The 1,045-nt window shown below is 55.0% G+C and carries 1 protein-coding gene; it reads right to left on the reverse strand.

The window, feature by feature from the left end:
• The coding region (locus tag OOZ53_RS26485; RefSeq protein ID WP_271092806.1) for a hypothetical protein at positions 1-1,045 on the reverse strand (1,045 nt) is incomplete at both ends.

Here is a 1,045-nt window from a genome sequence, read left to right on the forward strand (position 1 = left end):
TGCCCGGAGATTGAGCCGCTGTTGGCCAATCTGAATGCGTCCCGGGAGTCGATTGCGGTTCCACCGCCACCGAGAATGATCCCGTTGTTTACGAAACCGTTATTGTCGCCGACCATTGCTGTCTCGGCGAATATGGCGGTTCCGGATGTCGAAGATATCATGCCGTTGTTGGTAAAATCCCGGCTTTGCCCCTCGGTGTCCAACCTGAGGCCATAACCAGTGGACGTATTGCGAATAAGCCCGCCATTGGTGATAGCGATATCCTGATCTTCTCTCAAGCGGAGTCCGGCGCCGTTCGCGCCGGCGGATTCAATGACACCACCGGTGTTGTCAAACGAGGAAAGCTCCGAGCCGTTGAGAATGACCAGGCCGTCCTGTCCGCCGGTTACCGTACCCCTGTTCGTAATGCCTGCTGTGGAACCAGCTTGATTGCCGAGCTCAATCGCAACGGTACCGCCACTGACAAGGCCGTTATTTGTAAACAATCCAATCGTGCCGGGGTTGGCGTATCCGAAGCGAATTGCTGGACCGCCTGCGCTGACTATGGAGCCGCTGGCTTCGTTTGTAAGGGTTGTCACATTGTCGATTAAAAGGGCCGTAGATCCCGCCGTGTGCTCGATCAAGCCGCTATTGGTCAAGGTTGTAACATATCCGGGAGCGTATATCGTGGCGGCGCCGGTCCTCTGTGCCTGAATCGTTCCCGAATTGGAAAATGTTTCAATGGCCGCGACCGAAGACATGTTTATGGCGTTGTATCGGGTGGATACCAAAGCGCCTTGAATATCGAAATAAGAGAGCACCGCACCGGGTTCCAGCCAGACGGCCGTCGCTGAAGTATTGGTGACGGTCACATCGGGATTGATCCGGAATGTGCCATTTGTGCCATTGTCGGAATTGATCCGGACGGCAAATCCGCTGCCGTCAGTCAGGTCTATCGTTTGTACATGATCGCCAGGTGCTGCCACTGTCTGTGACTGGCCTTCGGAATTGTTGGAATCGACAATGATATCGGCTCTGGCACCACTACCGGGAGAACGTATGAGCG

The sequence above is a fragment of the Allohoeflea poritis genome (assembly GCF_027889715.1).
Taxonomy (GTDB): Bacteria; Pseudomonadota; Alphaproteobacteria; order Rhizobiales; family Rhizobiaceae; genus Hoeflea_A; species Hoeflea_A poritis.